At 65.8% G+C, this 25,473-nt stretch carries 23 protein-coding genes, 3 tRNA genes and 3 rRNA genes; 19 read left to right on the forward strand and 10 right to left on the reverse strand.

Going from position 1 to position 25,473, the window contains the following annotated elements:
• From ACMGFE_RS24435 to ACMGFE_RS24460, 6 genes are all read left to right on the forward strand, one after another.
• Positions 1-111 (forward strand): 16S ribosomal RNA (locus ACMGFE_RS24435); the annotation flags it as partial.
• A 91-nt stretch (positions 112-202) separates the two neighbouring features.
• Positions 203-274 (forward strand) — tRNA-Ala (locus tag ACMGFE_RS24440).
• A gap of 287 nt (positions 275-561) precedes the next feature.
• Positions 562-3,481: ribosomal RNA gene (locus ACMGFE_RS24445) — 23S ribosomal RNA — on the forward strand.
• 115 nt (positions 3,482-3,596) lie between these two features.
• Positions 3,597-3,719: ribosomal RNA gene (gene rrf / locus ACMGFE_RS24450) — 5S ribosomal RNA — on the forward strand.
• A gap of 278 nt (positions 3,720-3,997) precedes the next feature.
• A complete protein-coding gene (locus tag ACMGFE_RS24455) occupies positions 3,998-4,351 on the forward strand; it encodes a hypothetical protein (RefSeq protein WP_436927885.1) in 354 nt (117 codons plus the stop codon).
• Positions 4,352-4,435: 84 nt separating this feature from the next.
• A tRNA-Cys gene (locus ACMGFE_RS24460) sits at positions 4,436-4,511 on the forward strand.
• Between the two features lie 380 nt (positions 4,512-4,891).
• Here ACMGFE_RS24460 and ACMGFE_RS24465 read toward each other — a convergent pair.
• Positions 4,892-5,542: a hypothetical protein gene (locus ACMGFE_RS24465; protein ID WP_436927886.1), complete on the reverse strand. Its 651-nt coding sequence runs from the start codon at positions 5,540-5,542 to the stop codon at positions 4,892-4,894.
• 2 nt (positions 5,543-5,544) lie between these two features.
• Positions 5,545-6,945, reverse strand: coding sequence for a permease (locus ACMGFE_RS24470; RefSeq protein ID WP_436927887.1), 1,401 nt, complete (start codon positions 6,943-6,945; stop codon positions 5,545-5,547).
• Between the two features lie 619 nt (positions 6,946-7,564).
• On the opposite strand from ACMGFE_RS24470, the gene ACMGFE_RS24475 reads away from it, so the two are divergent.
• The 3 genes from ACMGFE_RS24475 to ACMGFE_RS24485 are packed head-to-tail and all read left to right on the forward strand — an operon-like array spanning position 7,565 to position 9,863.
• A complete protein-coding gene (locus tag ACMGFE_RS24475) occupies positions 7,565-8,386 on the forward strand; it encodes an ABC transporter ATP-binding protein (protein ID WP_436927888.1) in 822 nt (273 codons plus the stop codon).
• Positions 8,383-9,129 (forward strand): hypothetical protein, encoded by a 747-nt coding sequence (locus ACMGFE_RS24480; RefSeq protein ID WP_436927889.1) that lies wholly within the window; start codon positions 8,383-8,385, stop codon positions 9,127-9,129. The genes ACMGFE_RS24475 and ACMGFE_RS24480 overlap by 4 nt, the downstream gene beginning before the upstream one ends.
• Positions 9,129-9,863 carry a hypothetical protein gene (locus tag ACMGFE_RS24485; protein ID WP_436927890.1) on the forward strand — a complete coding sequence of 245 codons (735 nt, stop codon included), beginning with the start codon at positions 9,129-9,131 and terminating at the stop codon, positions 9,861-9,863. The genes ACMGFE_RS24480 and ACMGFE_RS24485 overlap by 1 nt, the downstream gene beginning before the upstream one ends.
• 11 nt (positions 9,864-9,874) lie before the next feature.
• On the opposite strand, the gene ACMGFE_RS24490 is transcribed toward ACMGFE_RS24485, so the two are convergent.
• Complete coding sequence (locus tag ACMGFE_RS24490; RefSeq protein WP_436927891.1) at positions 9,875-10,081, reverse strand: hypothetical protein; 207 nt, start codon at positions 10,079-10,081, stop codon at positions 9,875-9,877.
• A 246-nt stretch (positions 10,082-10,327) separates the two neighbouring features.
• On the opposite strand from ACMGFE_RS24490, the gene ACMGFE_RS24495 reads away from it, so the two are divergent.
• Positions 10,328-11,386 carry a DUF8231 family protein gene (locus ACMGFE_RS24495; protein ID WP_436927892.1) on the forward strand — a complete coding sequence of 353 codons (1,059 nt, stop codon included), beginning with the start codon at positions 10,328-10,330 and terminating at the stop codon, positions 11,384-11,386.
• 230 nt (positions 11,387-11,616) lie between these two features.
• Here the strand turns inward: ACMGFE_RS24495 and ACMGFE_RS24500 are convergent, their stop codons facing one another.
• The 5 genes from ACMGFE_RS24500 to ACMGFE_RS24520 all read right to left on the reverse strand — a co-directional run bounded on the left by ACMGFE_RS24500 (position 11,617) and on the right by ACMGFE_RS24520 (position 13,837).
• Positions 11,617-11,823: a DUF8123 family protein gene (locus ACMGFE_RS24500; protein ID WP_436927893.1), complete on the reverse strand. Its 207-nt coding sequence runs from the start codon at positions 11,821-11,823 to the stop codon at positions 11,617-11,619.
• Between the two features lie 50 nt (positions 11,824-11,873).
• Positions 11,874-12,470, reverse strand: coding sequence for a hypothetical protein (locus ACMGFE_RS24505; protein WP_436927894.1), 597 nt, complete (start codon positions 12,468-12,470; stop codon positions 11,874-11,876).
• Positions 12,471-12,807: 337 nt separating this feature from the next.
• Positions 12,808-12,881 (reverse strand) — tRNA-Lys (locus ACMGFE_RS24510).
• Positions 12,882-12,921: 40 nt separating this feature from the next.
• On the reverse strand, positions 12,922-13,593 hold the full coding sequence (locus tag ACMGFE_RS24515; RefSeq protein ID WP_436927895.1) for a DUF7119 family protein: 672 nt from the start codon (positions 13,591-13,593) through the stop codon (positions 12,922-12,924).
• 106 nt (positions 13,594-13,699) lie between these two features.
• On the reverse strand, positions 13,700-13,837 hold the full coding sequence (locus ACMGFE_RS24520) for a DUF8595 family protein (RefSeq protein ID WP_436927896.1): 138 nt from the start codon (positions 13,835-13,837) through the stop codon (positions 13,700-13,702).
• A gap of 197 nt (positions 13,838-14,034) precedes the next feature.
• Between ACMGFE_RS24520 and ACMGFE_RS24525 the strand changes: the two genes are divergently transcribed.
• From ACMGFE_RS24525 to ACMGFE_RS24535, 3 genes are all read left to right on the forward strand, one after another.
• Entirely contained in the window at positions 14,035-14,373 is a 339-nt protein-coding gene (locus ACMGFE_RS24525) for a DUF8134 family protein (protein ID WP_436927897.1), read from the forward strand.
• Positions 14,374-14,463: 90 nt separating this feature from the next.
• Positions 14,464-16,281, forward strand: a complete 1,818-nt coding sequence (locus tag ACMGFE_RS24530; RefSeq protein ID WP_436927898.1) for a nitrite/sulfite reductase — start codon at positions 14,464-14,466, stop codon at positions 16,279-16,281.
• Positions 16,282-16,397: 116 nt separating this feature from the next.
• Positions 16,398-16,685 carry a DUF6360 family protein gene (locus ACMGFE_RS24535; protein ID WP_436927899.1) on the forward strand — a complete coding sequence of 96 codons (288 nt, stop codon included), beginning with the start codon at positions 16,398-16,400 and terminating at the stop codon, positions 16,683-16,685.
• 12 nt (positions 16,686-16,697) lie between these two features.
• Here ACMGFE_RS24535 and ACMGFE_RS24540 read toward each other — a convergent pair whose 3' ends face one another.
• Entirely contained in the window at positions 16,698-17,126 is a 429-nt protein-coding gene (locus tag ACMGFE_RS24540) for a DUF6069 family protein (protein WP_436927900.1), read from the reverse strand.
• 98 nt (positions 17,127-17,224) lie between these two features.
• Between ACMGFE_RS24540 and pheA the strand changes: the two genes are divergently transcribed.
• The 6 genes from pheA (at position 17,225) to ACMGFE_RS24570 (ending at position 22,579) form a co-directional block, all read left to right on the forward strand.
• Positions 17,225-18,031 carry a prephenate dehydratase gene (gene pheA, locus ACMGFE_RS24545; protein WP_436927901.1) on the forward strand — a complete coding sequence of 269 codons (807 nt, stop codon included), beginning with the start codon at positions 17,225-17,227 and terminating at the stop codon, positions 18,029-18,031.
• Between the two features lie 121 nt (positions 18,032-18,152).
• Positions 18,153-18,557 (forward strand): Hsp20/alpha crystallin family protein, encoded by a 405-nt coding sequence (locus ACMGFE_RS24550; protein ID WP_436927902.1) that lies wholly within the window; start codon positions 18,153-18,155, stop codon positions 18,555-18,557.
• 113 nt (positions 18,558-18,670) lie between these two features.
• The gene (locus tag ACMGFE_RS24555) at positions 18,671-19,126 is read left to right on the forward strand and encodes a peroxiredoxin (protein WP_436927903.1); all 456 of its coding nucleotides are present in this window, start codon (positions 18,671-18,673) and stop codon (positions 19,124-19,126) included.
• Between the two features lie 220 nt (positions 19,127-19,346).
• Positions 19,347-19,982, forward strand: coding sequence for a protein sorting system archaetidylserine decarboxylase (locus ACMGFE_RS24560; protein ID WP_436927904.1), 636 nt, complete (start codon positions 19,347-19,349; stop codon positions 19,980-19,982).
• Between the two features lie 135 nt (positions 19,983-20,117).
• On the forward strand, positions 20,118-22,202 hold the full coding sequence (locus ACMGFE_RS24565; RefSeq protein WP_436927905.1) for a bacterio-opsin activator domain-containing protein: 2,085 nt from the start codon (positions 20,118-20,120) through the stop codon (positions 22,200-22,202).
• 35 nt (positions 22,203-22,237) lie between these two features.
• The gene (locus ACMGFE_RS24570; RefSeq protein WP_436927906.1) at positions 22,238-22,579 is read left to right on the forward strand and encodes a DUF7344 domain-containing protein; all 342 of its coding nucleotides are present in this window, start codon (positions 22,238-22,240) and stop codon (positions 22,577-22,579) included.
• Between the two features lie 129 nt (positions 22,580-22,708).
• On the opposite strand, the gene leuS is transcribed toward ACMGFE_RS24570, so the two are convergent.
• Positions 22,709-25,462 carry a leucine--tRNA ligase gene (gene leuS, locus ACMGFE_RS24575; RefSeq protein WP_436927907.1) on the reverse strand — a complete coding sequence of 918 codons (2,754 nt, stop codon included), beginning with the start codon at positions 25,460-25,462 and terminating at the stop codon, positions 22,709-22,711.
• Positions 25,463-25,473: the final 11 nt, after the last annotated feature.

A 25,473-nucleotide genomic window follows, 5' to 3' on the forward strand; every position in this document is an offset into this window, starting at 1 on the left:
CCGAGTGGGGTCCGGATGAGGCTCGGATACCCGAGTCGAATCTGGGCTCCGCAAGGGGGATTAAGTCGTAACAAGGTAGCCGTAGAGGAATCTGTGGCTGGATCACCTCCTACTGACCGGGACTGGGGCGACGCCCCAGCCCACACGTAGCGTCCGCCGACCGTTCGCAGTCCGGGCACCTACGAACTACCAGGGCTAACACGGGCCCATAGCTCAGCGGCAGAGCACCGCCTTTGCAAGGCGGAGGCCCTGGGTTCAAATCCCAGTGGGTCCATGTCACGTACGGCGATTCGAACCGTGCCCCTTAAGTGGGACACGCCGTTCGAACCGTAGTACGAAGACCGGTGCACCATCCCGTGCGAGCGCGGATGGGAAGGGTCGATGCAGACACCACCTCACCCGTGGGTGTGCAGATGAGACTGTGTGTACGTGCGATCCAGGCGTCCACTGGACTCGTTCATCGAGTCCAACGATGACGTAGGAGATCCATCCGGATCTCCACACACTCGGAGGTCCCACGCGGGACCTCCACATTGAAGGTCCCTCACCGGACCTTCTCCACTAACGTGGCTGCTATGCCACCTGGTGAATAGCTCGGCTCGAGAGCCGACGAAGGACGTGCCAAGCTGCGATAAGCCTGCGGGAGCTGCATGGAAGCGAAGAACGCAGGATCTCCGAATGGGAATCCCCACCGCAATTGCTTCGCGCAATGGGGAACGCCGGGAACTGAAACATCTTAGTACCGGTCGGAAAAGAAATCAAACGAGATGTCGTTAGTAACCGCGAGTGAACGCGATACAGCCCAAACTGAAGGCTTCGGCCGATGTGGTGTATTGGGCCGGCGATCATCGTCGGACCGTTTCTGTGAAGTCTCCTGGAACGGAGCGCGACACAGGGTGAAAGCCCCGTAACAGAAACCAGTACGACGTGAGCCGGTTCCGGAGTACCGGGGGTTGGAAATCCCTCGAGAATACGGCAGGCATCTACTGCCAAGGCTAAATACTCCTCGAGACCGATAGCGAACAAGTAGCGCGAGCGAACGCTGAAAAGCACCCTCAGAAGGGAGGTGCAATAGGGCTTGAAATCAGGTGGCGATGGAGCGACGGGGCACGAAAGGTCCCGTGGAAAACGACCTATCCGCGAGGATACAGTAGGACCCACGGGAAGCCGGTGTTCCGTCGTACGTTTTGAAAAACGAACCAGGGAGTGTGCTTGTTTGGCGAGTCTAACCCGTTCATCGGGGAAGGCACAGGGAAACCGACATGGCCGCAGTGCTTTGCACCAGGGCCGCCGTGTTCAAGCGCGGGGAGTCAAACGGGCACGACCCGAATCCGGACGATCTACGCGTGGGCAAGGTGAAGCGTGCCGAAAGGTACGTGGAAGCCTGCTAGGGTTGGTGTTTTACAACACCCTCCCGTGACCTACGTGTAGGGGTGAAAGGCCCATCGAGTTCGGCAACAGCTGGTTCCGACCGAAACATGTCGAAGCATGACCTCTGCTGAGGTAGTTCGTGGGGTAGAGAGACTGATTGGTGTGACCGCCCTCGAGAGAGGTCGGCACACCTGTCAAACTCCGAACCTACGAACGCCGCTGACGCAGGGAATCCGGTGCGCGGGGTAAGCCTGTGTACCGTGAGGGAGACAACCCAGAGTCGGGTTAAGGTCCCCAAGTGTGGACTAAGTGCGATCGAAGGTGGTCTCAAGCCCTAGACAGCCGGGAGGTGAGCTTAGAAGCAGCTACCCTCCAAGAAAAGCGTAACAGCTTACCGGCCGAGGTTTGAGGCGCCCAAAATGATCGGGGCTCAAGTCCACCACCGATACCTGACCACGCCCGTCACAGGGCGATTGCGTAGGTCGGCGTTCTGATCGGGTGGAAGCACGGCCGAGAGTTCGTGTGGACCGATTAGAAACGAAAATCCTGGTCATAGTAGTAGCGAAAGTCGGGTGCGAATCCTGACGGCCAAAAGGGCAAGGGTTCCTCAGCACTGTTCGTCAGCTGAGGGTTAGCCGGTCCTAAGATCTATCGTAACTCGCGTAGATCGAAATGGGAAACAGGTTAATATTCCTGTGCCACCGTCCACTCAAAGTCGACGCCCTGGGGTAGACCGAGCCGGGCAATCGCCCGGTCGAACCGTCCAACTCCGTGGAAGCCGTAATGGCACGAAGCGGACGAACGGCGGGACAGAGCAATTCGGTTCAACCTGGGGCCCGTGAAAAGACGAGGACGGTGTCCGTACCGAGCACCGACACAGGTGCCCATGGCGGAGAAAGCCTAGGCCTGTCGGGAACAACCGGCGTTAGGGAATTCGGCAAGTTAGTCCCGTAAGTTCGCGATAAGGGATGCCTGCCCCGGGAAGGGGCAGGTCGCAGTAACTCGGAGGCTCCGACTGTCTAGTAACAACATAGGTGACCGCAAATCCGCAAGGACTCGTACGGTCACTGAATCCTGCCCAGTGCGGGTATCTGAACACTCAGTACAATGAGACGAAGGACCCGTTAACGGCGGGGGTAACTATGACCCTCTTAAGGTAGCGTAGTACCTTGCCGCTTCAGTAGCGGCTTGCATGAATGGATCAACGAGAGCCTCACTGTCCCAACGCTGGGCCCGGTGAACTGTACGTTCCAGTGCGGAGTCTGGAGACCCCCAAGGGGAAGCGAAGACCCTATGGAGCTTTACTGCAGGCTGTCGCTGGGACATGGTCGCTACTGTGCAGGGTAGGTAGGAGACGCTACACAGGTGCGTGCGCCAGCACGTCGCCGAGTCACTCATGAAACACTACCCGGTAGTGACTGTGACCCTCACTCCTGGCGGAAGACACCGATAGCCGGGCAGTTTGACTGGGGCGGTACGCGCTTGAAAAGATATCGAGCGCGCCCCAAGTCCATCTCAGCCGTGTCGGAAACGCGGCGAAGAGTGCAAAAGCAAAAGATGGACTGACAGTGTCATTCCCAACGAGTGACGCTGACGTGAAAGCGTGGTTTAGCGAACCCATTCACCCGCTCGATGCGGGCAATGGCTGACAGAAAAGCTACCCTAGGGATAACAGAGTCGTCACTCGCAAGAGTACATATCGACCGAGTGGCTTGCTACCTCGATGTCGGTTCCCTCCATCCTGCCCGTGCAGAAGCGGGCAAGGGTGAGGTTGTTCGCCTATTAAAGGAGGTCGTGAGCTGGGTTTAGACCGTCGCGAGACAGGTCGGCTGCTATCTATTGGGGGTGCATGGTGCTTGACGGGAACGTCCGTATAGTACGAGAGGAACTACGGATGGTGGCCACTGGTGTATCGGTTGTCCGAGAGGGCAGTTGCCGAGCAGCCACGCCACACGGGGTAACGGCTGAACGCATCTAAGCCGGAAACCCACCTGGAAAAGAAGCACCGCTGAGGTCGCTCGTAGAAGACGAGTTCGATAGACTTGGGGTGTACGCACCGAGGCAACGAGGTGTTCAGCCCGCGAGAACTAACTGACCGAAGCCACCAATCATACCGCATTGTGACTCGACAGAACGAGTCCAGGCGCAATCTGGATCGCACGTACACACGGTCTCGGAGACCACCGATCGCAGGCCACGCGCGGTTCGATTCCGCGGATCGGCGTTAGGGCGGCCATAGCGGCGGGGTTTACACCCGTACCCATCCCGAACACGGAAGTTAAGCCCGCCTGCGTTCCGGCGAGTACTGGAGTACGAGAGTCTCTGGGAAACCTGGTTCGCCGCCTCCATTCATCTCCGGCCACATCCGGCCGGACATCACTCATTACCCTCGACTAGTTTCACCGCTAGTCGGGGGTTTTCGTATTTATCGACGAGTGCCGACAGCGCGGCGTTCGGTCACTGCGTAGCGCGGATCAGAGACACTCTATTAGTCGCCGATGCAGATGGGGGTGCGGTGAATACATGTTACGAGCGACTCTGTCTCCAAACCGGGCTGACGTTCTGCCCTTCTTGCCACCCGGAGACGGGGACAAAGAACTACTGCTCTGAAACAGAAGACGGGCACATGGAGATCGAATCGGGGTCGATATACGACCATCGGGAGTATGGCGAAGTTCTCGTTCTCGGGATCCATCGACGGTACGAATCGTACGACCTGGATACTGATACAGGTGTAGAGTCAGGCGTAGTCGTCAGGTACGCCAGGGATTGGGATGAATACGGACCGATGCCGAGCGCCACAACTGTCGATCCGATCGACCAGTTCACGAGGGCAGCCGAGGAGAAAATTCGCGACGACGGGCGCACAGCGACGGGACCCGCAGAGTCCATCACTGAGTTTCGAGGGTCCGTAGACGCGGATGAATCGGCTCGGGATCTACTCCGAGAAGGGCGCGGTGAATCGGAAAACAATAATTGAGGCGGTACCGCCGGGAAACCACGAGAGAGCGGGGCAGTACTGTTCCGCTATGCTTAAGCGGGACAATCGAATAGGAGTACGTGCGCCAAGGTGGCAGAGTCCGGCCGAACGCAGCGGCCTGCAGAGCCGCCCATCGCCGGTTCAAATCCGGCCCTTGGCTTGTAACCTTTCGCACACAATCCGTGACAATAGGCGGGAGTGCATCCGGTTATTTCGGCATCCTCAGCGGGAAATGTGTGGCGTGGCCCGTCACTGTCCCCACTATGGGGTGCGTGTCAGGTTTGTATCGATCACCACGTTCGTCACTGCAGTGCATCGGGGCTGTGCGTGTGACACCGAACCGGAATTGATCGGTCCTGAAGATTCTGACCTCGAGTGGTCCCCTGCACAGGTAACGGCCCAACGCAAATCGACGGACTTCGAGCGAAGACGCTACCGGCGATCGGTTCGACGAGACTCACTAGCCCGCGCGTCGGGGCATATGGAGCGATGCAGTGACCCTCGCGTATCAGCGGTCCACTAGGGGGCGTCACGATTAGATTACCGTTGACCCGTCGTCGCTCGCCGATACGCGTCGAACAGCGCCGGCAGACCGAGCGGTAACGCCAGCGCGCCGAACGTAGCCTCCGCAGCGACGGAGAGTGACGACCCCCGAACGAGCATGCCGAATGCGATGACGCCGACGGCCGCGATAGCATACGCGAGATTGCTCCAGAGCGGATCGTAGGTGGAGCAGTACGCCCAGCAGACGAACGTGTAGGCCGGGGCGTTCCACGTCGCCGGCTGCGGTTTCGGCCAGAAGAAGCGGCAATACGTCGTCAACGCGATCATCGCGACGGTCGGTAGGCCGACGAGCCACGCCGTGGGACCGTACTGCCATCGTCCCGCGAATCGTTCGTATCCACGGAGAAAGAGCGCCGGTGCGCACGTGATCCACAGCCAGATCCCAACGGTGTAGCTCACCGGCCAGTGTTCGATCCGTGGCTGGGTGATCGGAAGGCCATACACTTCGGGCAGCGAGAACCATGGAAAGGACGGGTCGGGGACCGGGTTCGTGAACAGGGCGAGGAGACAGAGGACAGTCCCGACGCAGAGGCCGTAGAGGCCGAATTTCGTGTACGTTTCCAGCCAATCTGGGAGCGAACGGCCCGTGCGTGCGTCGGTCGGCGGTTCGGAAGTTCTCCCCTGCATGGTCAGTGGTGCTCGTGTCCACCAGACGCCGCGTTAGCGACGGGTTCGGTGGTCGCAAACTTCTCAGGCGTCTGCTCGAACGCGCGCTTGCAGGTGCGCGAGCAGAAGCGGTACGTCTCGCCGTCGTGGGTCGCGGTCGGCCCGTCGTCGTGGGTTCGCATCCCGCAAACCGGGTCGCGATACTGCCCGGGCGCTCCCAGTCCGCGCCGATAGACGTAGAGGAGGAACCCCGACAGAGCGAAGGCGATCAGATTGAGGTAGAACGTGTAGTTCAGTTCGAAGTAGGTCTGTTCGGTCGCCGTCTGGCCGCCGGCGAGGTTCGGGACGATGCCGAGCGCCTCGAACAGCTGTTCCATGAGGAAGCCCGTGAACGCCATCGTCACGAAGAACACGCCGAGGATGTACGCCATCACCTTCCAGCCGTAGTACTTGCGGTAGACGTTGAGGACGGGCACGGTGATGAGGTCGGCGTAAACGAACGCGATGACGCCGGCGAAGCTGACGCCGCCGCCCCACAGCGCCACGGCGAAGGGCACGTTGCCCATGCTCCCGACGAAGCTGATCACCGCGATGGCGACGCCCATGACCGCGTTTTCCGCACTCGCGAGTAAGCCATCGCCCTGGATGAACAGCGCGTTCCAGACCCACTGCGGAACGAAAACGATGACGAACCCAGAGACGAGAAAGCCCGCGATCACGTCCTTGTAGAGCATCGACCACTCCTTGCGGTACTGGTTGCCGACCTTGTACCACCCGCCCCATGACAGGAGTTCGTCCCGCCAGCCGCCAGTGCTCGCTACTTCTTGGCGATAGGTCTCCAGGCACCCTTCCGAGCAGAATCTCAGTGTCTCGCCGCCGTCGGTGACGATGGAGTATTCGTCTTTGCCCTCCATTCCGCAGGTCGGGTCCTCGGAGACGCCGTGCTCGTGGTCGCGCTCGTTGAGTTCCTCGCGAACGCGGTCGAAGAGATTCTCGGGAAGGGTCAGGTGGACGATGACCGCCATGACCGCGATGAGGATCACGCCGCCGAGCAGTTCGGCGACGAGGAACTCCCAGCCCAGTAGGAGCAGGATCATCAAGCCGAGTTCGACGATGAGGTTCGTCGACGCAAACATGAAGGCGAGGAAGTTGACGACGTGAGCGCCCTTCTTGAACAGGCCCTTGCCGATGGCGACGGCGCCGAAACTACAGCCGCTACTGGCTGCACCGAACAGCGTCGCCTTCGTGATACCCTCGATATCACCTTCGCCGAGAACCGCCGCCATCCGCTCTTTGGAAACGTAGACCTGTACGAGGCTAGTGATGACCAAACCCATGATGATCGCCCATACGGCTGTCCAGAGAAACCCGAACCCGATCCGAAGGGCCTCGAACAGTTGCGACCCGAGCGCCCCCTGCAGCATCAGCCCTCGACCTCCTGTTCCGGCCGAAGGATGCCCCGATCGTTCAATTCCTCGCCCGGTCCCGCGTAGTCTCCTACAAGTCGGCGCCGCTCGAAGTCGATACGATTGAATTGACGAGTTGTGTCTCCAGTGGTCATCGTTTCCCTCGTCCGCTCGATAGCGAACCCTGTTCGAAGAGACGCAACCATATTTCAATGCGATTCCTGTTTCGAGACCAAGGTCGAGGTGCGGGGAAGTCGTTGGAATACAAAGTGACTCTTCGGACTATACATTTCTGCAGCCGTTCTCGGGACGTATCCTGATTGTCACTGAAACGGCCAGAAACCGGCTGACAGCGGCGATTTCCTGTTAATCCACCCCTCGGGTGTGTACTCCGGGGAACGCGAGAGGATGTGGACGAAGAATCGAAAGCGAGCATAGCGGCAAGTCAGTCTCCATTCAGACCACTGAACTGGCGTCTTGAAGCGGGTCTTGTCGCCGAGAATCCATAACAGTGGCCCGCTCCGAGTAGCGAAACCTCCGGGACGGGATTTCATTCAAATCGAATGTATGGCTGGCCCCTTTCTAATGTTTCTTAAGGGAAATCGCATTAGAACATGTGTACGTCTATACGAGTGTAATGAACGAAGAACCCGATCGAAGAGACGCCGCCGCGGGTACCGCGATCAATCAGGGCGACGCCGTCGTCAGCGCGAACGGAGTCGAGAAAGCCTACGACTCCGCTCTTCCGTTCACTCGGTCCGTGGAAGTTCTCGACGGCGCGACCCTCCGGGTCGAACGCGGACAGGTCGTCGGGATCATGGGCGAGAATGGAAGCGGCAAGTCGACGCTTATGGGAATTCTCGCCGGCGTTCTCGACCACGATGCTGGCGAGGTCGACCGCGCTGGCTCGGTCGGCTGGTGTCCGCAGGAACCGCGGCTGTACGACCGGTTGACCGTCGACGAGACGTTCGAACTGTTCGGAACGGCCTACGGGATGAGCGACGACGAGATCGTCGAAGCCAGGGAATGGTTGACCGACGTGCTGGACTTCGAACGCTTTCGCGACCGACAGATCCGCCATCTCAGCGGCGGTAACCGACAGAAAGTCAACCTCTCGGTCGCACTGATGCACCAACCCGACCTCCTCCTGCTGGACGAGCCCTACACGGGATTCGACTGGGAGACGTTCCTGGCGTTCTGGGACCTGACCGAAGAGCTTCGGACCCGGGGGGTCGGCGTCGCCATCATCTCCCATATCATCAACGAGCGCGATCGCTTCGACGTCGTCTACGAGCTCCACGACGGCCACCTCCACAAACAGAATGTCAGCGACGGCGAGGGACTGGGCCCGGAGCCGACGGCCGACGACGTCACCTGTAAACGGACCGACTCGTTCGTCGACGGCGTCGGCGCCGGAACTGGCCAGCGGGCGACGGCTAGGCAGGGGGATAGCAAATGAGCGGTGTCAATCGGACCGTCACGGGAGTCCGGGCAAGCGCCCGCTCGTTCGTCCGGGAACCGTTCACCGTCGTCCTCTTAGTCGTTCTGCCAGCGGTGTCGATCCAGATCTACGGCGTCGGCATGGGGCAATTCCCCGACGTGGGTATTTTCGCAGTTGACGGGTCGGTCGCGACGGTCGGACGGATTACCGGCGCCGTGTTTGCTACCGGCGCACTCGCGGGCGTCCTCGGCCTCTTCCAGATGATCAGCGCCCGGTACGCCGACCGCAGGCTCGCGATCTGTGGCTTCCGTGGTCTCGAACTCGTCGCCGCGCGGTTCACGACCGTCGCCGTCGCCAGCGCCGTCGTCGGCATCGTCTCCACGGTCTCTCTGATGGCTCTCGTCGACGACCCGGTCGGAGCACCGGTCGTCGCGTTCGCGGGGCTCGCACTAGCCGGCGCCGTGTACGGCTTGCTCGGCATCGTCGTCGGGAGCGTGCTCCCCAAGGAACTGGAGGGGTCGCTCCTGCTCGTCATCCTGGCGGACGTGGACAACGTCTTCGCGAGCGGTCTGTTCCGCATCGAAGACAGTATCACGCAGTTCGCGCCGCTCGCGCACCCCCACGCCATCGTGACACAGGCCGTCGTCGAGGGCTCGCTGGCGACCGAACATCTGATTCCGGCCCTCGGGCACCTCTCGCTGTTCGCACTGCTGAGCGTCGCCGCCTACACCTACCAGGTCGAATCCGGAGGTGACGCCTGATGAACCGCCGCGTTACGACCGCCGTGACGATGGGCGTCCGGGAGTTCCGTCGGACGCCCGTCCTGCTCGCGCTGCTCGCGTTCCTGCCGGCGTACATCATCGGTGCGTTCGTCCTGCTCGTTCCAGACGTGGACGTTCCGGCGACGATCGAGGGGACGACCGTTGCAGTTCCCATGGCTGAGTTCGCGGCGGCGTTCATGACGCCCGTGACCGTCGCCATCCTCTCGGGCATCGTCGGGTTGTTCCTCGTCCAGACGTCGCAAGCGGCCGACGACAGGCTCCGCCTCGCCGGCTATAGCGCGGCCGATCTCGTCGTCTCGCGGGTCGGAACCCTCGGACTCGGAACCGTCGTCGTGACGGCGGCGTCGGTGCTCGTCGCCGCGCTGGCGTTCACTCCCGAAACCATCGTCCCGTTCGTCGCCGCGACGCTACTCGTCGGGCTCACGTACGGCATTCTCGGCGTCGTCGTCGGCATCGTACTCGGTCGACTGGGTGGCGTCTACGTGATGCTGTTCTCGCCGATGGTAGACGTCCTCATGTTCCAGAACCCGCTCGCGACCGACGCGCCCGAATGGACGCGGCTCCTGCCGAGCCACTACGCGACGAACGCACTCTTCGACGCGGCGTTCACGTCGAGCGCCGACGCGTTGGACTTCGGCGCTGCCGTCGCGTATGCCGCCGTCCTCCTCGCTATCGGCGTTCTGGTCTTCTATCAGGCGACGGACGTCGAGTGATCGAAAGTCGATCACTCAGGTGTCCACTCGCATGCGTTGCCAGCTGTGAGGTCGTTTTCGTCGACGTGAGCCGACAGGCACGCGTAGTTACAGAAGTAGGTCGGTGAGCCGCAATCGTCGGTGCAGTCCCGGACGCAGATCGGGTCGTGGTCGAAGATTCGGGACCCGCAGTACGCACAGGCCTCGTCCGCATCGGGCGTCGAAACCGTCGTGGACATATCTACACTACGGAGACGATTCGGGAAACCGTTTCGACGTCGGCCAGGGACGCCGGGGTAACTCACGCGAGCATCCGCGCGCGCGGTCGCCGAGAGCAGCGACGGCCTTCTCGATCACAGTCGGCGGGGGTGCCGTCGAAGTGGTTATCGGCCCGTGGTACGCGAACACATTCGTGCGGCGGTTCCACCCCCTGGTTTCGGCGGAATTGGTAATCATTATACGCGGGGGCGCCCGACCACCCGGGTATGCAACGACGCGCCGCGGCGATATATCTCGTGTTCTTCCTCGTCATCGGGGCCGGTGCGTACGGCCTGCTCCAGACGGCGGAAGAGCCGACCATCACGATGGACGGCGACGCGTACACCGCGGGCGACACGGTGACGCTCAACGACCGACAGTACACCGTCGCCTCGGCGGATTCGGGGAGCGGCGAGCTCTCGTGGGTCAACGAATCCGCCGTCATCTCGAACACGATCGACAACGGTTCCGAAGTGCCCGTGACCGACGTGCGCTGGGAGGACCAGTCCGCCCGTCAGGAGCAGACCTTCGAAGCCGGGTCGACGGTCGAGTACAACGGCAGCGAGTACCAGGTCAGCGTCAACGAGAGCGCAGGCTCGTTCACGCTCACGAACGCGGACGACGCGTCGATGAACGAGACCTATGCCACGGGTGACACGGTAACCTACCAGGGCAACGAGGCGACGGTGACGAGCGTCGACGCGGACGCGGCGTCGATCGTCTGGGGCGGCCCCTACCAGCTCCTCGTCCGAACCGAGAACGTGACGGACCCGACCGAGGCCGTGTTCGTCGAGCAGCGCGACATCCAGGCGATGGTCGAGGCGGACCCGGCGCTGTACGACGAGACGATCATGCAGGACGGCGTCGAGAAGGTCACCTACCGCGCGAACGACACCAACGTCCCGGTCGAGGAGTACTTCCCTGCGGTCGAGCGCCACACCATCGCTGAAGGCGAGACGCTCCGCTACCAGGGCAACGAGACGAACGTCGACGCGGTGACCAACGAGAGCGTCGAACTGACGCGCCCGGGAGAGGTGACGAACACCGTCAGCTTCGCCGAGGGTGAGAACTTCACCGTCGGCGACCAGCAGTACTTCGCGCACTTCCAGGACAACTCGTCGGTCCTGCTCGAGGAGACCGGCGAACGCTACGACGAGTACCGGGCGGAGGAAAAGGAGATCGAGTCCTACAACGACCGCGTGATCGGGCTCTGGGGCATCGCGGAACTCAGCCTCCTCGCCGCCATCCTGCTGCTCGCGACCGCGTACCTGCCCGTCCGGGGCTGACGTCGGCGGGACGCACAACGGCTACGGTCGCTTTTTCTTTGGTTCTGACGAGTAGTCCGTAGCGGCGCGACGGTGACACGCGACAGTGACCCACCACAGTGACACGCGACAGTGACCCACCACAGTGACCCACCACAGTGACACGCGACAGTGACCCACCACAGTGACACGCGAGAGGAACAGCGAACGGACTGACGGGGGTGAGTGACCGACGAGGAAAGGTGGCGCGCTCAGTCGGTTCGGCTGAGCCAGACGAGCAACACGCCGATGCCGGCGGTGGCGACGGCACCGAGGACCTGAATCGCGGAGGCGAGCATGTCGCCTTTGGTCGTCCACGGGGCGCCGGCGAGCGTCGTGAGGGCGACGAGCACCAGCAGGACGCCGAGGGCGATGCCGATCGGCTCCAGCCGATCCGAAAAGCGGTTCGTGACGTTCATACTCGTCACCTCGCGACTCACCGTGGTAAACTTCGTGGTTCGACGCCGGGTCAGCCCGAGCGGCGGCCGCCGTCGGGCGTCCAGTCAGGCGCGTCGGCGTCTGCTTCCGGTTCGTCGGTCTCGCTCGGGGACGCCGACCGGTCATCCTCGCCGGCGACGCTGTCGGCGACCAGCGCGGCGAGCGGGTCGATTGCGACGGAAAGCCGGGCCGCGACGACCGCCAGCGGGGCGAGCGCGAGCAACAGGAAGGCCACGTCGTACGTCCAGCGGGCACCGTCGAGCAGCGGCGTCACCGCCGGCGCCAGCCCGGCGTGGGCGACGAGGACGGCGACGAGCACGGCCAGCCAGTGGACGACCGACGCGACGTGTTCGACGACCGCGGCCGGTCCGTCGAGCGCCAGTCGGGTCAGCGCCGCCAGTCCGGACGCCAGATACAGCAGCAGGCCGACGACTGCCAGTGTCGCGAGCGCGCCGATGACAGCGGCCAGTGTCACGGGCGTCTCCGGGAGTAATCGGTCCAGTCCCGGCAGCAGGGACGCGAGCAGGAGGACGAAGACGAGCGCCCCCGTCCCGAGGAGAACTTTGCTGGCCGATTCCACCGTCTCCGGTCCGACGGCGCTCCGGAAGGTGTCTCTATCGATGTTCATGTCTGCATCCGATTCGACGTGTCGGGACCGATTATAGGGTCCCGTTCATGAGGCAGGATTTCGGCGGATTAAGGCGATTTAACGGCTAAGGGGCGGGGTCAACTGAGTGGTCGTTTCGGTCGCTCCCACCCCGTTTGTGATGACGCCGCTCGTCACGTCCGTTCACCGGAGTGGCTTCGCCGCTCTGAGCTGTGACTCGCCGTTCGTTCGCGACACAGCAACGGGCCGGGAGGGAGTTGAACCCGAATGCGAGACTCGCTTTCGCTCGTCTCGCGTGGTTCACCTCCTTCCGGGCCGGTTCGTTCACCGTCTCGTTGTCACTCGACGGTTCACTGCACGGGCCGGGAGGGAGTTGAACCCCCGACCATCTGGTTAAAAGCCAGACGCTCTGCCTAACTGAGCTACCGGCCCGCGTTAGCTTGTCCGGGAGTTCTCGATTAAGTCCTTACGATCACCCGCGCTCGAAGCGCCGTTCGAGCGCCGTCGCGACGATGTCGTCGGGGTCGACGTCCTCCAGCGCGGCCCGCCGGCGGAGTTCCCGATAGATCTCCGGCGGGAGCTCCATCGTCAGTTCGCCGAGGGTGATCCCTTCGGCGGCGAGCGCCCGTTCGACGGGGACGCCGTCGTTGACCTCGCTGGCGACCGAGCGGACCTGGCGGACGGTCATGTCGTGGTCGAGGGCGGCCCAGGCGAGCTGGAGGCGGGCCGCGCCGGCGACGCGAGCGATGTGCTTGGCGGCGGTGGGGGCGATCTCGCCCATCGCGACGTGTTTGCGGATCGAGCGGGGCAGGTCGTGGACGCGGGACCACTTGCGGATGAACGCGACGGTGGCCTCACCGCCGGCGCGCTCGGCGGCGGCCTTGTAGGAGCCTTCACCGCGGACGAGGGCGGCACAGGCGGCGGCGCCGCGGAGCATGAAGACGGTGTCTGCCTCGCCAGCTGCGTCGCTGGCGAACTGCCGGACGGTCTGGGCGGCGGTCTCGAGGCTCTCCGGGTCGTCGGGGTCGAACTCGACGGCCTCTTCGGGCCGCTGGCCGGTGACGCTCGGGTCGCCGCGGATGACCGGCGCACCGACCGGCGACTCGCGATCAGTCGGCGGCTCTCCTGGTCCCTCGTCGCTCATCACTCGCTCCTTCGGAATGGTCTGTCAAAAGGGTCCCGTCTGCTGGCACCGCGAACGCACGGCCGCGACGGTCGCCGCCGCGCTGGCATCGGGCTACCCCGCGCCCTCAGTCGTCGGCTTCCGCGCGCTCTTCGGAGAGGTGCTCCCAGACCTCGGCGCAACCGCAGCCGTCCTCCACGTCGTCGAGGTGGCTGGTGTCCGGCTCGGGCGCTTCGTCGTCGTGCGTGTCAGTTGCCTGCGTCATCTGTGCTTCGTGTCCCTCCCTATACCCCCTTCCCCCTTAACGCCGCGCGCTCCCGTAATTGCTACCCGGGCTTCGATGTAGCGGCAATCGCTTCACCTATCTCGGACGCCCGGATCCGGTGGGTGAGCCGGCCGATCCGCCGGCGAGTGTTGTATCGGCCGACAACCTCTGGGTGATCGGGGGCGTAGCGGCGACCAGTGACCACCGACGTTCACCAGCTCGACGACGGCGCCTGGATCAGCGTCAACGACCAGCGCCGGATCAGCGTCAGCGACCTGTGGCCGCTCGCCCGCCAGGACGTCTGTTCCTGCGAGACGGCCGACTTCCTCGTCGAGGGATTCGCCGAGGTCGGCGTCGACCACCCGGACGTCCAGACCCGGGTCGCCGGCCGCTGTATCACGTGCGGCACCGAAGGCGTCACCGGCTGGATCACGGTCGGCCGCGTCATCGACCCCGAGAGCGGCGACTTCTCGCCGGTCGACCCCCAGAGCGTCCGCATTCCGGACAGACGCCACCGCCTCGCTCGGCCCGAATAACCGGCAACACGATCCGGTTTACGCGAGAGGTGGGGTTGCTTGTCGAGATACGCGTTCGTATAAGTACGGATGGCTTTGGGAGAGGTACGAATGCCGACGAAAGTCGAAAACTGGAAAGACGAGATCTATGGGAACGAGATACGCGAGCACCTGCTGGAGTTCGCCGAAGAGGGCTGGGATTCGATCCCCGAGGACGAGCACGACGCCTGGTTCGAGCGCTTCAAGTGGTGGGGGCTGTACCACCAGCGGAAGGGCCAGGAATCGTACTTCATGATGCGCATCGGGACGCCCAACGGCGTCCTCGAACCCGGGCAGCTGCAGGTCGTCGGGGAGATCGCCGACGAGTACGCCCGCGGCCCGGTCGACAACCCGGAGTTCGGCGGCGCCTACTGCGACTGGACGACCCGCCAGTCCATCCAGCTGCACTGGATCAAACTCGAGGACATCCCGGAGATCTTCGAGAAGCTGGAGGCCAACGGACTGGGGACCCAGCAGGCCTGCGGCGACTCGTGGCGCAACATCGTCGGCTGTCCCGTCGCCGGCAAGGACAAACACGAGCACATCGACGCCTGGCCGGTCGCCGAGGAGCTTCACGAGACGTTCAAGGGCAACGACGACTACGCCAATCTCCCGCGCAAGTGGAAGGTCGCCGTCACCGGCTGTGACCAGGGCTGTGGGCAGGGCGACATCAACGACCTGGCCTTCGAACCGGCCACGAAGGAAGTCGACGTCTCCGGCGAAGCCGGAGGCTCGTCGGACTCGTCCGACGGTGGCGAGGAGAAACTCGGCTTCAACGTCCGCGTCGGCGGCGGACTCTCCCGCAAGGAACCCCGCTTCTCGCGCTCTATCGACGTCTGGGTGCCGCCGGAGCAGGCCGCGGACATCGGCGCCGGCATGTCCGCGCTGTTCCGCGAGTACGGCGACCGCGAGGACCGCTTCAACGCCCGTATCAAGTTCCTCGTCGACGAGTGGGGGACCGAGAAGATGCGCGACGTGCTCCAGGAGGAGTTCGTCGACTTCGAACTGAAGACCGCGGGCGAGAACATGCGCGAGAGCTACACGTACAACGCCGGCGGCGAGGAACACGGCGACCACGTGGGCGTCCACGAACAGCCCGACGGCAACTACTACGTCGGCCTCGACGTCCTCGTCGGCCGCATGGGCGTCGACGACGTGCTCGAACTCGCCGACCTCGCAGACGAGTACGGCTCCGGTGAGGTCCGCCTGACCCAGCGCCAGAACGTCATCGTCACGGACGTCGACAGCGACCGACTCGACGAGTTCCTCGACGAGCCGCTGCTGGAGACCTACTCGCCGGACCCGCACCCGTTCATGCGCGGCTCCATCGCCTGCACGGGGACGGAGTTCTGCTCGCTCTCCATCGTCGAGACGAAGAACCGGCAGGTCCGCTACGCCCGCTGGCTCAAGGACAACGTCGAACTCCCCGAGGGCCTCACGGACTTCCACATCCACCTCTCGGGCTGTACCGCCTCCTGCGCCCAGCCGCAGATCGCCGACATCTCCCTGCGCGGGATGAAAACGCGCAAGGACGGCGAACCGGTCGAGGCGCTCGACATCGGCCTCGGCGGCGGCCTCGGCGAGAACCCCCACTTCGCGGACTGGGTCGAGATGCGCGTCCCCGCCGACGAGGTGCCGGGGTACATCGAGAACCTGCTCGCCACCTTCGAGGACGAGCGCGCCGAGGGCCAGACCTTCCGCGACTTCGTCGCCGAGCGCGACGAGGACGCGCTCCAGGACCTGGCCGAGGCGGAGGAGACCGACTACGAGGACCCGTATATGCACAACACGAAGATGACGTGGTACCCCTACGCCGACGAGGACGACATGGCCGACTCGCCCGCCCCGACCGACGGCGAGGGCAAGTCGCTCGCGCCCGCCGACGACTGAGGGCGTCGGCTCGCGGTTCGACTTTCGCCGGGTAGGCCCCTGCTGGGTCGCTAGTTCCGCGCGGTGGCTTTTGCCAGTCGACGGCCGTTTAAGTAGTTGCGTCGCCGAGCGACGGTATGGTCGACCGCATTCTCAAGGTCAACGCCTACACCACCTTCGACCTGCTCGACGGCGTCGTCGAGGGTCACGGGTTCGACGAGGAGGCGCTGGCAGTCCTGAACGTCACGACCGACACCCGCGACGACCCGAACCACGTCGAACTCCAGGTGGAGATGGACAACACCGACCTGGAGGAGGTACAGGCCCACGCCGACAAAGTGGAACTGTCCGCCGAACAGGCCCGCGAACTCGCCGGCGAACTGGAGAAGTACGCCGGCCGCGTCGAGGCCGCAGGCGAGGAGTGAGCGATCGACTCGTCAGAGCGGTGTGTACCGGTCGGTGAGGACGGCCACGGCGACGACCGCGGCCGTCAGGTGCAGCAGCGCGAGGAGGGCCACGCCGGCGGTCGTCGCGCCCGGGAGCGTCGGCGCGTAGGTGGTGTCGGGGACCCACGACACGACGAGTACCACGGCGGCGACGACCACGAACGCCCGGTCGGGGTCGGCGAGCAACCGGTCGAGTAGCGCGTACGTGATCGCCGCGCCGGTGACGCCGACCGCGGTGAAGACGACGACCGGGCCGACGGAGAGCGGGTCGAACCCCGGTGCGACGCCGGCCAGGTCGGTCGCGAGCGTCAGGCCCGCGTTCACGGCGGTCGCGACGGCGACCGCGACGAGGCCGCGCTTGCCGAGTTCGCCCGGGGTGAGCGTCTGTCGGTCCCGCCCCGTCGCACGTTCGGCGCTCATGTCGGTCGATCGGATCCCGCGGGGCTTGAGTCCACGCCCGGCGTTCGCCGGTGCGGGTACCACGAGGCTTTTCACGGCGACCGGCAAATCAGGGGATAATGGAAGCGCTCACGCTCGGTCCGGCGGGGACCTACTCGCACCGCGCGGCGAAGGCGGTCGCCGACGAGGTGTCCTTCGCGGAGTCGAAGACGGGCATCGTCGAGGCGGTCGCCAGCGGCGAGTACGACCGCGGCGTCGTCCCGGTCGAGAACAGCACGGAGGGGTCGGTCACGGAGTCGCTCGACGCCTTCGCCGACTACGAGGTGGCGGTCGTGAAGGAACTCATCACGCCGATCCGCCACGCCCTGCTCGCGCAGGGGCCCGAGTTCGACACCGTCGCGAGCCACCCGCAGGCGCTCGCGCAGTGCCGGGACTACCTCGGCGAGAACTACCCGAGCGCGACGCTAGAAGCCGTGGCCTCGACCGCGCGCGGCGTCGAGCGAGCCCGCGAGGACCCGACCATCGCAGCCATCGGCCACCCGGAGAACGCGGGCGACGAACTGCGCGTCGTCGCCGAGGACATCCAGGACGAGTCGTCGAACGCGACCCGCTTCGTCGTCGTCGCGCCGGCGAGCGAGCGCAGCGAGGCCGGCTCGAAGACCTCCTTCATCGTCTACCCGGACGTCGACTACCCGGGGCTCCTGCTCGAACTGCTCGAACCGTTCGCCGAGCGGGACATCAACCTCACCCGCGTCGAGTCGCGGCCGAGCGGCGAGCGCCTGGGCGACTACGTCTTCCACATCGACATCGCCGCGGGTCTCTACGAGGAGCGCACCCAGGAGGCGCTCGCGGAGATCGAGGCCATCGCCGAGGAGGGGTGGGTCCGGCGGCTTGGCTCGTACGACAGCGAGACGGTCCTGGACTGACGGCCGCGCCCGCGGTCGGCGCGCCTACTCGTCGCGGGTCGCGAGCGGACGCGTCTCGACCTGCTCGCCGCGAGTCCCGGCACGCGCCTTAAGGCCGACGGGGGCGTACGGTCGAAGTGACATGGCACGCGGAACCGATCCCTTCGGCGATATCGAGGAACTGATCGACGTGATGACCGGCGGGTTCGAGGCGGGCGGCGACGTGCCCGTCGACGTGGCCGACGCCGGCGACGAGTTCGTCGTCGTCGCGGACCTGCCCGGCTACGACCGCGAGGACGTCCAGGTGCAACTCACCGACGCGACGACGCTCTCGCTGTCGGCGCGGCGCGAGACCGAGACCGTCGAGGAGGCCGACCGCTACGTCTCCCGGGAGCGGACCAGCCAGTCGGTGAGCCGCAGCGTCGGCCTGCCCGAACCGGTCGTCGAGTCCGAGGCCGTGGCCACCTACGAGAACGGCGTCCTGACGGTCACGCTGCCCAAACAGATCACCGAGTCCGAGAGCGGGACGGACATCCCGGTGAACTGACGGGGCGAGCGAGCCGCGGTCTCGCCGCGACGCTGCGTCGGTACCAGCCCGCATGGCCCGGCGAGGAGGCCCGGAACCGCAAACGGCTTTCACCGGGCGGCCGTCGAGCGGGTATGGCACTCGAACCCGGCGACCCGGCGCCCCAGGTGCGCGCACCGAACCAGGACGGCGACCCCGTCGAGCCCGACTGGACGGGCGTCTCCGTGGTCTACTTCTACCCGAAAGACGATACGCCCGGTTGCACCACCGAGGCCGAGCAGTTCCAGGCCGAACTGGCGAGCTACCGCGACGCCGGCGTGACCGTCTACGGCGTCTCGACGGACGGCGTGGACTCGCACGCGGACTTCGCCGACGAGTACGACATCGAGTTCGACCTGCTGGCCGACCCCGACGGCGAGGTGGCCGACGCCTTCGACGTGGACCGGTCGGGCGGCGTCGCGAGTCGGACGACGTTCGTCGTCGTCGGCGAGTCGATCCAGGCGGTATACACCGGCGTCGACCCTGACGGCCACGCCCGGAACGTGCTGGCGGACCTGATCGAGACGGGCGTCGTCACGCTCGACGACTGACGGGCGGGCAACCGCGCGGTCGTGGCCGTCGATGCGGACGCGACAGTCGCGGTCGTCGATGCGGACGCGACGGTCCGCTCTCGGTGCGGACGCGACAGTCGCGGTCGTCGATGCGGACGCGACGGCCCTCTCTCTCTCGGTGCGGACGCGACCGGCCGCCGTCTGTCGATGAGCGTGCGCTCCGGAAGACTTATTGCCGAAACGCGTCGCTATTCTGACAGTGAGGATCGCACGCCCGAGCTACCGGTACGCGCTGCTCGCGGTGGTCGTCGCCGGGATCGCGTTCCCGTTCTCGCGGATCGCGAGCGCGGCCTGCGTCGTCGCGGCGGTCGGCGTCGTCTACTTCCACCGCGACCCCGCGCGCGTCGTCCCGCCGCAGGGGGTCGTCTCCCCGGCCGACGGAGAGGTGACCGTCGTCCGCGAGGAGGACGACGGCCTGCGCCTGGGCATCTACATGAGCGGCTGGGACGTCCACGTCAACCGGGCGCCGATGGACGGCGTCGTCGAAGCGGTCGAACACGTCCCCGGCTCGAACAAGCTCGCGTTCACCAAGGACTCGAAGCACAACGAGCGCCTGCGCTTCGAGTTCGAGGACTACACCGCCGAACAGATCGCCGGCACCTTCGCCCGGCGGACGTACTCGTACGTCGAACCCGGCGACGAGGTGGCTCGCGGCCAGCGCATCGGGCACATCTCCTTCGGGAGCCGCTTCGACCTCGTCTTCCCGCCCGAGTACGACGCAGAGGACCTCACCGTCGACGTCGGTCACCGGCTCTACGCCGGCGAGACGGTCGTCGCACCGCAGCGGGCGGCGGTCGACGACGACGCCGAACGCTCGGTCACGGCCTCGGCCTGAGGGCGCGACCTTCCCGCCGCTTCCTTGCGAGTCACTCCCGGACTGTCTGCCACGTGGGTGCGGCCTGTTCAGATAACACTCATAGCATAATATCCTGACATATTTAGGCGCGGAGCGAGCAGTAGCGGCCGAGTGATGCCTGGGACTGGTGAGGGGGGCAAGCGAGCGCGTTCGAGCGGGGAGTGCGCGTACGACCCGTCCGTGGTCGCGCACGACGACACGTTCTTCCGGACGCTCGTGGAGAGCGCCTCCGACGCGATCGTGACGGTCGACGAGACGGGCGGAATCGTCTTCGCCAACCCGGCGGTCGAACCGACGTTCGGGTACAGCCCGACGGCGCTGGTCGGGCGCTCGGTGACGACGTTCGTTCCACAGGAGCAGCGCGCGCGCATCCGCGGAGCCTTCGAGGCGTTGCAGTCGAACCCCGAGATCGGGACGGAGTGGGAGAGCGTTGAGACCGTCGGTCGCCACCGGGACGGGAGGTTGATCCCGATCGAACTCTCACTGCGCACGCACGAGCACGAGGGGACGCCGTTGCTGACGGCAATCGTCAGGGACGTCTCGGACCGTCACGAAGAGCGCATCGAGCGCCGGCGCGAGCGAGACCTGACCGAACAGATCCTGCGGACGGTGCCGACGGGGCTGCTCGTGCTCTCGACCGACGGCGTCATCGAGCGGATGAACGACCGCGCGGGCGAGATACTCGGGGCGGACCCGGCTGGCGTCGTCGGCGACTCGCGGGAGACGGACGCCTGGCGGCTGCTCGACGCCGACGGCGAACCGGTCCCGCCCAGCGAGCGGGTGTTCCAGCGCGCTCGCGACACCGGCCGTCCGGTCACCGAAGTCGAGCAGCAGGTCGTTCGCGCGGACGGCGGCCGCGTCTGGGTCCAGGTCAGCGCCGCCCCGCTCGCGGGCGGGGAGGGCGGCGACCGCGTCGTGCTCGCCGTCGAGGACATCACCCGCCAGAAAGAGCGCGAGCGCCGCCTGCGCGAGCAGAACGAGCAACTCGAACGACTCGACCGCATCAACGCCGTGATCCGCGAGATCGACCAGGCGCTCGTGCGCGCGACGACGCGACGGGAGATCGACGACGCCGTCTGCGACGCGCTCGCCGCGGCCGACCCGTACACGGCCGCCTGGATCGGCGACGTGACCGCCCGCAGCGACGAGGTCGAACCGCGGGCGACCGGCGGTGATATCGACGCGTACCTCGAGGCGATCACGGTCACCCGGTCGGAGGAACCGCACGGCAACGGGCCCGCGGGGCGGGCCATCCGGTCGCGGTCGGTGCAGGTCACCCACGACGTGGCGACCGACGGCGCCTTCGATGGGGTGCGCGAGGCGGCGGAGGCCCACGGCGTCCGGTCGGCGGCGAGCGTCCCGCTCGTCTACGACGAGACCGTCTACGGCGTGCTGACGGTCTACGCCGCCGACGCCGGCGTCTTCGACGAGACCGAACAGGACGTGCTCGCCGAACTCGGCGCGACGATCGGCCACGCGATCAACGCCGTCGCGACTCGCCAGGCGCTGGTCGCCGAGCGCGTGACCGAACTCACGCTCGCCGTCGACGACGAGTCGAACTTCTTCTCGGCACTGTCGGCCGCGGAGGACTGCGAGGTCGCCTTCGAGGGGGCGACGGTCCAGTCGGACGAGGCCTTCCGCTACTACCTCACCGTCGCGGGGGCCGACCCCGACGACGTAGTCGCGTTCGCCGACGCGCACCGCTCCGTCGCCTCCGCCCGCGTCGTCAGCGTCGGTCCGGAGGGTGACTGTCTCCTGGAAGTGTCGCTCGAAGGGACCACCGTGTTCGGTGTCGTCGCCCGCTACGGCGGGACGGTCCGGTCCGTCCACGCCGCAGACGGCGAGTGCGAGCTCGTCGTCGATCTCCCGCTCTCGGCGAGCGTGCGGACCGTCGTCGACGCCCTGCGATCGCGCTTCGACGGCGTCACGATCCGCGCCCAGCAGGACCGAACGCGCGCCGAGGACGGCCCGCTCCCCTCCCGGGCCACGCTCGGGACGGACCTGACCGACAGACAGCGCACGGCGCTCGAAACCGCCTACTACGCGGGATTCTTCGAGTGGCCGCGCGAGTCGACCGGCGAGGACGTCGCGGAGACGCTCGGCGTCTCGGCCCCGACGTTCCACAAACATCTCCGGGTCGCCGAACGGAAACTGCTCGACGCGCTGTTCGACGGCGAGCGGACTGTCGATCGACACTAACCGTTTAGCCACGCAACTGAAGGCGGTACACGGGTATGGTCGAGACACACATGGGACGAAGCCACCACGATGCCCTCGAACCGGGAGCGGACGCGACCTCCACCGCCGAGACGGACGAACTGTTCGCCGTCCTCTCGGACGCGAACCGGCGATTCGTCCTCTCACACCTCTCCCAGCGGGAACACCCGCCCGCCCTCGACCCGCTCGCCGCCGCGATGGCCGAGTGGAACGACGACCTCGACCGCGAGGACGCCCGGATCGCGCTCCACCACGTCCACCTCCCGAAACTCGAGGAGGCCGGCTTCGTCGAATACGACGACACCGTCGAACTGACTGACGACGCACCCGACTCACTCGACGTCGTCGAGCGGCTGTAGGGCACCGCGGGGGGACGCGGGACCTGCGGCTCGGCCGTTCTTTTCGTGACGCCGCCCGTTCCCAGCGGCGGGTTCGGCCACGCGGACAGCGAGGGTACGGGCCGGCCGACGGGAACCGGAATCCGCGTCTCAGTCGATGCGGATCGCCGGCCGACCGGGCTGGGCATTCCCGGCCAGGTCGCCGTCGGCTTCCTCGGCCGACTGGACGACCACCTCGGCGTCGAACTCGTCTTCGACCAGCCACGCGGCCCGCTCCAGCGCGGCCTCCTCTTCGTCGGGCGCGAGCACGTCGCCCAGCGCCTCGCGCTCGGCCTGCAGGTCCTGTGCGAACGAGGCGGCGGCGTCGCCCTGCTCGCGGATCTCGTCGTGGCCCATCAGGTCGCCGATCAGGTTGTCGGCGTCGGACTCGCGGGCGAGTTCGTGCGCACGCGTCTTCCACTCGGGCGCAACGGCGAGGGTGATCGTCTCGGGGTCCTCGATGCCGACCGTCTCGACGATGTCGCGCACGTCCTCGCGGGTGTTCTCGACGAGGCGACGCGCCACGTCGTAGTCCGCGGGCAGGTCGGCGCTCGGCCACTCGGCCTCGGCGAGCAGGCCCTCGCCGTCCAGCAACTCCCAGACCTCCTCGGTAACGTGCGGCGCGACCGGACCGAGCAGTTTCGCGACCGCGTCGACGCCGCGCTCGACGGTGGCCGGGTCGGCGCCGTCGCGCTCGTGGTAGCGCCGCAGCAGCGAGACGAGGTCGCGGACCGCCTGGAGCGCGTGGTTGAACCGGAAGGCCTCGAACTCCTCGGTCGCGCGTGCGGCGGTCGCCGCGACTTCCCGCTCGACGTAGGCCGCGACAGGGTCCTCGTCGTCGGCGTCGTCCGCCTCGCCCCCGTCCTCGGCGACTTCCTCGGCCAGGCCGTAGACGCTCTGGAGGAACTGGTGGGCCGAGCGGACGCCCTCGGGGCTCCAGGCGAACTCCTTCTCGGGCTGGGCGGCCTCCATGATGAACAGCCGCGCGGTGTCGGCCCCGTACTCGTCGACGATGCGCTGGGGCGAGACGCCGTTGCCCTTGGACTTGGACATCTTGTTACCGTCGGCACCGAGCACCATCCCCTGGTTGGTCAGGTTCGTGAACGGCTCGCGGACACCGTCGGAACGGAGTTCCGACGAGCCCCCGCTCGCTTCGCTCGCGGGGACCCCCTCGAAGAGGCCGATGTCGTCGAGCACCTTCGTGAAGAACCGGGCGTACAACAGGTGCATGACGGCGTGTTCGATGCCGCCGACGTACTGGTCGACGGGCATCCAGTCGGTGGCGCGCTCGGTGTCGAACGGCGCGGAATCGAGATCCGGCGAGAGGAACCGCAGGAAGTACCACGAGGAGTCGACGAACGTGTCCATCGTGTCCGTCTCGCGCTCGGCGGGGCCGCCGCAGTCGGGACACTCGACGGACTTCCACTCCTCGGCGGCGTCCAGCGGGTTCCCCGTGGTGTGGACGAACTCCGGCAGTTCGACCGGCAGGTCCTCGTCGGGCACCTCGACGTAGCCACACTCCTCGCAGTGGATCATCGGGATGGGCGTGCCCCAGTAGCGCTGGCGGGAGATGCCCCAGTCCCGGAGGTTGTACTCGGTGCGGTGCTCGCCGTCGAACTCCCCGACGAAACGGTCGCGAGCCTCTTCGCTGGTCAGGCCGTCGAACTCGCCGCTGTCGACGAGCACGCCGTCCTCGGGGTACGCCGCTTCCTGCACGTCGATATCCGCCGGATCCACGTCTGCATCGGGTTTCGGCTCGACGACCTGTACGATATCGATGTCGTGGGCCTCGGCGAACTCGTGGTCGCGCTCGTCGTGGGCCGGCACGGCGTACAGCGCGCCCGTCCCCACGTCGGTCAGCACGTAGTCGGCCACGTACACCGGGATCTCCTCGCCGGTGGCTGGGTTCACGGCGTACTCGCCGGTGAACACGCCGGAGGTCACGTCGAGTTCGTCCTCGTCGGCGGCCTCGGCCTCGCGGATGTACTCGGCGACCTCGTCGTTCTCCTCGGCGATCTCCTGTGCGACCGGGTGGCCGGGGGCCAGCGAGAAGAAGGTCGCCCCGTAGATGGTGTCGAGTCGCGTCGTGAAGATGTCCACGTCGCCGTAGCCGGGGATCTCGAAGGCGACGCTCGCGCCCTCCTGGCGGCCGATCCAGTTGCGCTGCATCTCGCGGACGTTGTTCGGCCACCCCTCCAGGTCGTCGAGACACTCCAGCAGTTCCTCGGCGTAGTCGGTGATCGTGAAGAACCACTGGTCCATCTCGCGGTGGTCGATGGGGGTGTCACAGCGCCAGCAGATCTCGGCGCCGCCGGGGCCCTCTTCGACCTGCTCGTCCGCGAGAACGGTCTCGCAGGACGGACACCAGTTGAGTTCGGCGCCCTGCCGTTCGACGAGGTCCTCGTCGCGGAACCGTTTAAATAGCCACTGGTTCCACCGGTAGTAGTCGGGGTCGCAGGTGGTGACCTCGCGCTCCCAGTCGTAGCCGAAGCCCATCGACTTGAACTGCTCGGTCATCGAGTCGATGCACTTCATCGTCCAGTCGCGGGGGTTGGTGTCGCGCTCCTCTGCGGCGTTCTCGGCGGGGAGGCCGAAGGAGTCCCACCCCATCGGGTGGAGGACGCTCTCGCCGCGCATCCGCTCGAAGCGGGCGTAGGCGTCCGTGATCGTGTAGTTGCGGACGTGGCCCATGTGGAGCTCCCCGGAGGTGTAGGGGAACATCGCGAGGACGTACTCGGGGTCCTCGGCGTCGTCGGGGATGCGGAACACGTCCTCCTCGTCCCACGTGCGCTGCCACTTGGGTTCGACCTCGGCGTGGTCGAACCCCCGCTCTCGCTCGCGTTGCTCTCCAGTCCCGGCGGTCATGGTCTCACGTC

Origin of the sequence: Halosimplex amylolyticum (assembly GCF_051414035.1) — an archaeon.
Lineage (GTDB): Archaea > Halobacteriota > Halobacteria > Halobacteriales > Haloarculaceae > Halosimplex > Halosimplex amylolyticum.